The 8,321-nt window shown below is 53.2% G+C and carries 7 protein-coding genes; 6 read left to right on the forward strand and 1 reads right to left on the reverse strand.

Annotation, left to right across the window (positions count from 1 at the left end; translation table 11 throughout):
- Positions 1 to 625: 625 nt before the first annotated feature.
- On the reverse strand, positions 626 to 1,831 hold the full coding sequence (locus tag LZ634_RS17545) for a serine hydrolase domain-containing protein (RefSeq protein ID WP_234507526.1): 1,206 nt from the start codon (positions 1,829 to 1,831) through the stop codon (positions 626 to 628).
- A gap of 538 nt (positions 1,832 to 2,369) precedes the next feature.
- Between LZ634_RS17545 and LZ634_RS17550 the strand changes: the two genes are divergently transcribed.
- The 6 genes from LZ634_RS17550 (at position 2,370) to LZ634_RS17575 (ending at position 8,123) form a co-directional block, all read left to right on the forward strand.
- On the forward strand, positions 2,370 to 3,491 hold the full coding sequence (locus tag LZ634_RS17550) for a branched-chain amino acid ABC transporter substrate-binding protein (protein WP_234507528.1): 1,122 nt from the start codon (positions 2,370 to 2,372) through the stop codon (positions 3,489 to 3,491).
- 65 nt (positions 3,492 to 3,556) lie between these two features.
- Positions 3,557 to 4,471, forward strand: a complete 915-nt coding sequence (locus LZ634_RS17555; protein ID WP_234507550.1) for an ABC transporter permease subunit — start codon at positions 3,557 to 3,559, stop codon at positions 4,469 to 4,471.
- A 9-nt stretch (positions 4,472 to 4,480) separates the two neighbouring features.
- Positions 4,481 to 5,770: a high-affinity branched-chain amino acid ABC transporter permease LivM gene (gene livM / locus LZ634_RS17560; RefSeq protein ID WP_234507530.1), complete on the forward strand. Its 1,290-nt coding sequence runs from the start codon at positions 4,481 to 4,483 to the stop codon at positions 5,768 to 5,770.
- A complete protein-coding gene (locus LZ634_RS17565; protein WP_234507532.1) occupies positions 5,767 to 6,645 on the forward strand; it encodes an ABC transporter ATP-binding protein in 879 nt (292 codons plus the stop codon). Before livM ends, LZ634_RS17565 begins: the two co-directional genes overlap by 4 nt.
- Positions 6,642 to 7,358 carry an ABC transporter ATP-binding protein gene (locus tag LZ634_RS17570; protein WP_234507533.1) on the forward strand — a complete coding sequence of 239 codons (717 nt, stop codon included), beginning with the start codon at positions 6,642 to 6,644 and terminating at the stop codon, positions 7,356 to 7,358. Before LZ634_RS17565 ends, LZ634_RS17570 begins: the two co-directional genes overlap by 4 nt.
- A 96-nt stretch (positions 7,359 to 7,454) precedes the next feature.
- Positions 7,455 to 8,123, forward strand: a complete 669-nt coding sequence (locus LZ634_RS17575; protein WP_234507535.1) for a YecA family protein — start codon at positions 7,455 to 7,457, stop codon at positions 8,121 to 8,123.
- The last annotated feature ends 198 nt before the right edge of the window (positions 8,124 to 8,321 follow it).

Consider the following 8,321-nt stretch of genomic DNA (forward strand, 5'->3'; position numbering starts at 1 on the left):
TGTCCACTGAGTTCATGATCGAAGCCCCGCGTGTGTGTTATGGGTTGCTCGTAGCGGGGCTTTGTTGAATAAACCGAACTTTTTCTTAGTTGAAGACTTAGATTACACATCATCTTACAACGCCGGTAGCCCCATGGCGCTTCACATCATCATTCTTTAAAATATTCTCAGGCAGAAAACTCTTCTCCTGTGCTTCTTCTGTGCTCAACGTTATCCAAGTCTATTTATTTACTGCCAATTACAGTAAAATGAGTAAACAATTACAGCAAAGTTTCGCAATGCACTGCTATGTAACTCATTGATCCTGCGTAGAATTTAAAATCCCTCGGCGTTCGCGCTGTGTGGGTTCAAGTCCCACTCCGGGTACCATGGGAAAGTAAAGAATAATCAAAGCAATAAGCAGTGTCGTGAAACCACCTACGGGTGGTTTTTTTGTTTTTGTACCTTTACTCCACCATTCGCTTTCGCCATCAGGGCAGAGACTCAGCGCAAGCATTTTCTGTAAGACCATCAACGAGAGTATAAATTAACTCTTGTTTAGCTGGGCTAACCCCGCTCCGGTTCATGAAATGATCATGCCATCCATCTTCTGACAACCACAGCACGAGTTAGGCGGTAAAAAAGTCTAATTTTTTGCGAAACGGTTGCCAGAGATATGGCGATCGTTTTTTGCCATATCCATCAATAGCATCATGCCAATATAATTGCTCCAGTTAAAAGCATTTTGCAGCACCACGACCGCATTGCCTTTTTGTTTATCAAAACCGATAAAGCTGGAGTAGCCGCCAATATAGCCTACTTGATAAGTGATTTTTTCCCGACCGATAAAATCGGTTACCCAGGCAAGATCCTGTGAACCTTCGGGGCGTTGAAAATAGATATTGCTGACTTCGGAAAACACCACATCCAGTACGCTGTCGTCGGTTTTTGACACGTGATAACGGGCGTAGGCGATTAAATCTTCGGCGTTACTGTACAAACTCGCCGCCGCCACCATGTTATTGGTGAAATGCCAATCGGGAGTTAACTGCCCGCGCGGGATGAATTTGGGCTGGTCGCCTGCGTGACCAAGCGCTCGCTGCGGGAAACCTTGCAATTCCTGGGGAATAAAGCTGCTGTTAGCCATTTTTAGTGGTCGAAAAATAAAGTGCGACGCTAAAGTCTGTATATCTTCGCCAGTTTTATATTTTAGAATGTAACCGATAAGTGCATAGCCGAGATTGGAGTATTCCGGTGTTTTACTTTTTGGCGCTCGCCAGTCGGCTAAATAACGCAACACGTTATTGCTATCCAGTTCGCCATAAAAATTTTCACCACTCCCTAAATAGCCGATGAATTTTTCCAGCATCTGAATATCCATATTCTGACGCGGCAGACCGGAGGTGTGAGTGACCAGCTCCAGCAAAGTAATATTTTGTGCATCCATACTGAGCGGCGTGCCTGGCGGTAACAGGGTCGCCAGTTTGTCATCCCAACTGAGTTGTCCTTCATTCACCAGGCACGCCACCACTTCTGCCGTTACCCCCTTGCTGAGAGAGCCGAGGGCAAATAGGGTATCTGGCTTGACAGGGTAGCGATGGACTGCATCGGTTACCCCCCAGCTGTAAAACTGCGGCTCACCGTGATTGTGGATCACAGCGACGGTCATCCCTGAGACGCTTTTTTGCGTCATATAGTGACGTACCAGGCTATCAACGTCGCCATCCAGCGATTGATGAGTGAGGAGTTCCTGAGTACCTGCCGGGGAGGACATTTGGGAGAGCGTGCCGCAGCCGCTGAGTAGCGGGATAACAAACAGCATCCATTGAAATCGGGTAGTAATGTTCTGCATACCTGTTGTTGTGTGTGGTTGTCATCGGTGCGCGGGAAATGTACCACACCTGGCGCGCTTCAAACGTACTGTTTGCTATATTTTGGCCGCCGGGTAGGTTGTTTTCGTTGTTTTTCAGAACTGTTACCCAGAACCTCCGGGTGGTTGTCTTGTTTTTGTCCTTAGCCCCATCTGCACCCTAAACATCCCGCGTTTGCACCATCAGCTAACATAACCCGTGCATTTTGCAGCAAAAATGCGCAAAGCGTGACTATTGCATTATTTATGTACTTTATTGTTAACCAGATGTGATCACCACCGTAATTTCACTTCATCGCACCGGAAGCCCCAAAACGGCGCTCTATACTCAAAATTGTCGAATTCCGGGCAGTGGTGCGCAAAGTTGGCAACCATTTTGCTTAATGATTTGGCCTGAAAAGCGTAAGGAAACCTCGCCGTTATCAGCAGGATATTGTCAGGATGTCGTTTGTTTGGTGAACGTGCCAGTCGTTCGGCTTCACACCGCTATGCATAAACCTCTTTGCTAAGGTAGATAATAATGTCGCTGAAATTGATTAGAAGTCCGCTTTCTCTTGTGTTGGCAGGTTGTCTGGTGACGGCGTTTTCCGCCCAGGCTGATATTGTGATTGGCGTTGCTGGGCCATTTACTGGGCCAAACGCCACTTACGGCGATCAGTACTGGCACGGTGCGACTCAGGCCGCAGAGGACATTAACGCCGCTGGGGGGATCAACGGCGAAAAAATTAAACTGGTACAGGGTGATGATGCCTGCGAACCAAAACAGGCCGTGTCGGTGGCTAACCGTTTGGTCGATCAGGATAAAGTCCAGGCCGTTGTCGGTCATTTCTGCTCTTCTTCTACTATGCCTGCGTCAGAGGTTTACAGCGACGCTGGAATTATCGCTATCACCCCAGGCTCCACCAACCCGTTGATTACCGAACGCGGGATGAACGACATGTTCCGCATGTGTGGTCGTGATGACCAGCAGGGCGGGGTGGCCAGCGATTTCATCATCGACAAGCTCAAAGCCAAACGCGTGGTGATCATTCACGACAAAGACACTTACGGACAGGGTCTGGCCGATGCCACCCGTGCGGCGCTGGCCAAACGCGGCGTGAAGGACGTGATGTATGAAGGCCTGTCGCGCGGTGAAAAAGACTTTAACGCATTAGTGACCAAAATTGGTGCCCAGAAACCGGACGTCGTGTTCTTCGGTGGCTGTCACCCAGAAGCGGGCCCGCTGGTGCGCCAGATGCGTGAGCAGGGGGTACAGGCGGCATTCTTCTCCGGCGACTGTATCGTCAATGAAGAGATGGTGACTGCGGCGGGTGGCCCACAGTATACCAAGGGCATCTATATGACCTTCGGCAAAGATCCGCGACTGCTGCCTGAGGGCAAAGCAGTTATCGAAAAATTCCGTGCCAACAAGTTTGAGCCGGAAGGCTACACCCTTTACTCCTATGCCTCTATTCAGGCCATCGCTGCGGCGTTTAAAGCTACCGGCGGCACCGATTCAACCAAAGCCAGCGCCTGGTTGAAAGCTAACCCGGTGGAAACCGTGATGGGCAAAAAAGCCTGGGACAGCAAAGGCGACCTGAAGGTTTCGGACTACGTCGTTTATCAGTGGGATGACAAAGGCAAATATAAAGAAGTCGAGTAACGCTCAGCGCCGGTATGGTGACATATCGGCGCTCAATAATAGGCCTATAACAAGAGCGCACGATGATGGAGACATTCTTTCTGCAGCAGTTAGTCAATGGCTTGACGCTCGGTTCAGTTTACGGATTGATAGCCATTGGTTACACCATGGTGTACGGCATTATTGGCATGATTAACTTCGCTCACGGCGAAGTGTATATGATCTCGGCTTACCTTTGCGCTATCGGTCTGGCGCTGCTGTCCTTCTTCGGTTTGCACTCATTCCCGCTTCTGATCCTCGGCACGCTGGTGTTTACCATCGTGGTGACCGGTGTCTATGGCTGGACGATTGAGCGCATTGCATACAAACCACTGCGCAACTCGACGCGCCTGGCGCCGCTGATCTCCGCCATCGGCATGTCGTTAATTCTGCAAAACTATGCGCAAATCAGCCAGGGGCCGCGCCAGCAGGGCGTACCAACGATGCTTGACGGCGTGCTTCGTCTGCATCTTGGCGAAGGATTTGTGCAAATCACCTATACCAAAATCTTTATCCTGGTAGCCTCGTTTGCCGGGATGCTGCTGCTGACCTGGATTATCGGCCACACCCGCTTAGGGCGGATGTGCCGCGCGGTGCAGCAGGATCGCAAAATGGCCTCCATTCTGGGGATCAACACCGACCGGGTTATTTCGCTGGTATTTATGATTGGTGCGGCGATGGCGGGCCTTGCCGGGGTGCTGATTACCATGAACTACGGCACTTTTGATTTCTACGCCGGATTTATTATCGGCATCAAAGCGTTCACCGCTGCGGTACTCGGCGGAATTGGCTCACTGCCGGGGGCGATGCTTGGCGGGCTGCTGCTGGGGATTGCCGAAGCGCAGTTCTCCGGCATGGTGAACTCGGACTACAAAGACGTGTTTTCCTTCGGCCTGCTGGTGGTGATCCTCATCTTCCGTCCGCAGGGCCTGCTCGGTCGCCCGATTGTGGCCAAAGTGTAGGAGCTGAACATGACAACTTTAACCGCTTCACACGATGGTTTTTCGCTTAAACGCTGCGTTCTGGACACCATTTTTTCCGGGCTGGTGGCATTAATTCTCTTTGGCCCCATCGTCGGCGTGGTGCTGGACGGCTATAGCTTTAACTTCGAAGGGCAACGGCTGGTGTGGATCATCGCGGCAGTGATGGCGGGGCGATTTCTGCTTAGCGCGTTTCTGATGACCCAGACCGGACGCCGATTTGCCACACGCTTTGAAGGCGATAGCGCCGGGGTGTACGTCCGTCCGGCGGGCTACAAAAGCCGGATGCGCTGGGTTATCCCGTTGATGCTGGCACTGGCTATCTGCTTCCCATTCGTGGCTACCAAATATGTGCTGACCGTCGCGATCCTGGGTTTGATTTATGTCCTGCTGGGGCTCGGACTCAACATCGTGGTCGGTTTGGCCGGTCTGCTGGATCTGGGCTACGTGGCCTTCTACGCCATCGGCGCGTACGGCCTGGCGCTGGGGTATCAGTATCTGGGGCTGGGTTTCTGGTCCATGTTGCCTATTGCCGCGCTGATGGCCGCTGCCGCCGGGGCGCTGCTCGGCTTCCCGGTATTACGCATGCACGGCGATTATCTGGCGATTGTCACTCTCGGTTTCGGCGAGATTATCCGTCTGATCCTCAATAACTGGCTGAGCTTTACCGGCGGCCCGAACGGGATCTCCGCACCGCCGCCAACTTTCTTCGGGCTTGAGTTTGGCCGCCGGGCTAAAGAGGGAGGCGTGCCGTTCCATGAGTTTTTCCATTTGAGCTACAACCCCAACATGAAGTTTATTTTTATCTACGCGGTGTTAGTGCTGGTGGTGTTGCTGGTGCTGTACATCAAACATCGCCTGACGCGAATGCCGATTGGCCGCGCGTGGGAAGCGCTGCGTGAAGATGAAATTGCCTGCCGTTCGATGGGCCTTAACCATGTGCTGGTGAAGCTCTCGGCCTTTACTCTTGGGGCGTCAACGGCGGGGATCGCCGGGGTGTTCTTCGCCACCTATCAAGGCTTTGTGAACCCGACTTCATTTACCTTCTTTGAATCGGCGCTGATCCTCGCCATCGTGGTGCTGGGCGGTATGGGCTCGACCGTCGGCGTGGTGCTGGCAGCCTTTGTCCTCACAGTCACCCCGGAACTGCTGCGCAGTTTTGCGGAATACCGCGTGCTGCTGTTCGGCGTGCTGATGGTGGTGATGATGATCTGGCGGCCGCGCGGCCTGATCCGTATTAATCGCAGCGGCTATGCCGTGCGTAAAGGAGTCGCACCATGAACCGCGATGTGATTTTACGCGTGGAGCATCTGATGATGCATTTCGGCGGTATTAAAGCGCTAAACGACGTTAACCTCGAAGTGGAGCGCGGGTCGATAACCGCGCTTATCGGACCAAACGGTGCGGGAAAAACCACGGTATTTAACTGTTTGACCGGTTTCTACAAAGCCTCCGGGGGCCATATTCTGTTTAATGCGCGGGGCAAAACCACCAACGTTATTCAGATCCTTGGGCAGAAATTCCAACCGGGCGATTGGCTGAACCCGGCGCAGCTTGGATCGCGAGTCTTCTACAAAATGTTTGGCGGCACGCATCTGGTGAATCGGGCGGGGCTGGCGCGCACGTTTCAGAATATCCGCTTATTCCGGGAGATGTCGGTGGTGGAAAACCTGCTGGTCGCCCAGCATATGCAGGTCAACCGCAATCTGCTTGCCGGGGTATTGAATACGCCAGCCTACCGCCGGGCGGAAAGTGACGCATTGGATCGCGCTTTTTACTGGCTGGAGGTGGTGGATCTTGTTGATTGCGCTAACCGGCTGGCAGGAGAGATGTCATACGGCCAGCAGCGACGGCTGGAGATTGCGCGAGCGATGTGTACCGGGCCGGAGATTCTCTGCCTCGATGAACCTGCCGCCGGGCTGAACCCGGTGGAGACGCTGGCGTTGAGCAAAATCATCCGTTTTCTGCGGGAACATCACGCGATAACCGTCTTACTGATCGAACATGATATGGGAATGGTGATGGAGATTTCGGACGATATTATCGTGCTCGATCATGGCGATGTGATTGCGCAGGGCAAAGCGGAGCAGATTCAACATGACGAGAAGGTGATTGCCGCCTATCTGGGCGCCAGCGAAGATGAGGTTCATCTATGAGCGAGCCGATGCTGGAGTTTCGTGAAGTGGATGTGTTCTACGGCGTGATTCAGGCGCTTAAACAGGTGTCATTGCAGGTCAATAAGGGCGAAACCGTGTCGCTGATTGGCGCCAACGGTGCGGGAAAGTCGACGCTGCTGATGTCAATATTCGGCCAGCCGCGGGTGCGCAGTGGTCAGATCTTGTTTGGCGGTGAGGACATCAGCCATAAATCGACCTATTTCGTCGCCTCGGCGGGCATTGCGCAGGCCCCCGAGGGGCGACGCATCTTTCCTGATATGACCGTCGAAGAAAACCTGCTGATGGGGACCATTCCAATCGGCAACAAATATGCTGCCGAAGATCTGCAAAGCATGTTCGATCTCTTCCCGCGTCTGAAGGAACGGCGTAAACAGCGGGCGATGACCATGTCCGGTGGCGAACAGCAGATGTTGGCGATTGCCCGTGCGCTGATGAGCCGTCCCAAGCTGCTGTTGCTGGATGAACCGAGTCTGGGTCTGGCGCCGATTGTGGTGAAACAGATCTTCCAGACATTACGCGAGCTGGCGCGAAACGGCATGACCATCTTTCTGGTTGAGCAAAACGCCCACCATGCGCTCAAACTCTCGGATCGCGGTTACGTGATGGTCAATGGGCAAATTCGTCTTAGCGGCAGTGGCGAAGAACTATTAGGTAATGAGGATGTACGTAAGGCCTATCTGGGCGGCGTATAGCGAGATGGGGTAATGATGCTGGAGTTCAGCGGTAAACTCCTGCATCATTGCCGCCTGAATCTAAGATACACGTCATCAACAACGATAGAGATAAGTATGAAAACGGGACCATTAACCGAAAGCGAACTGGAATGGCTGGACGAAACGATTGCTAAGTATGCCACCGATGCGTCAATTATCGACGTCTCAGAACTCGACGGTATGCTGACCGCAGTGCTTTCGTCACCGCTGGAGATTGAACCAGCCGAGTGGATGTTCGCCGTATGGGGTGGGGCCGAGCACGTGCCGCACTGGGCGACCGACCGCGAGCGCGATCGCTTTGTCAATCTGACGCTGCAGCATATGAGCGATATTGCCGATCGTCTGAATGATTATCCCGATCAGTTCGAACCGCTGTTTGGCACTCGCGAAGAAGAAGATCAGGAGCTGACCATCGTTGAAGAGTGGTGCTACGGCTATCTGCGCGGCGTGGGTATGAGCGATTGGACCGGTCTGCCGGAAGAACTGCAGGCGGCGCTGGATAATATTGCCCTGCATGGCGATGAAGAGAAAACCACCGAACTGGGTAAATTCACCGCCGAAGAGTACGTTGACAGCATCGATCAAATCCGCCCTTCGGCGCTGGCGCTGTATGACTACTGGATGGATAACCCAAAAGAAGCACCGGTGCAGCAGCCGATTGTTAACGCACCGAAAGTCGGCCGGAACGATCCGTGCCCGTGCGGCAGCGGAAAAAAATATAAGCAGTGCTGCTTAGCGAAATAAGCAAAAAGCCGCCTATATCTGGCGTGATATTGGCCAGATATGCGGTATTACGATCAGCTTCCCAGCTGATTGCGCTCCTTGTTTACCACCTGCCATATAATCTGAGCGGCGCAAGGAGCACGCAGGGGGTGGCCAATCGCCGCCGCCCCCTGCACCCCCAGGCTCTGGCGGCAGAATAGCCGCTGCGCGGTACCCTCA

Source organism: Kluyvera intermedia (genome assembly GCF_021440345.1).
Classification (GTDB): domain Bacteria; phylum Pseudomonadota; class Gammaproteobacteria; order Enterobacterales; family Enterobacteriaceae; genus Kluyvera; species Kluyvera intermedia_A.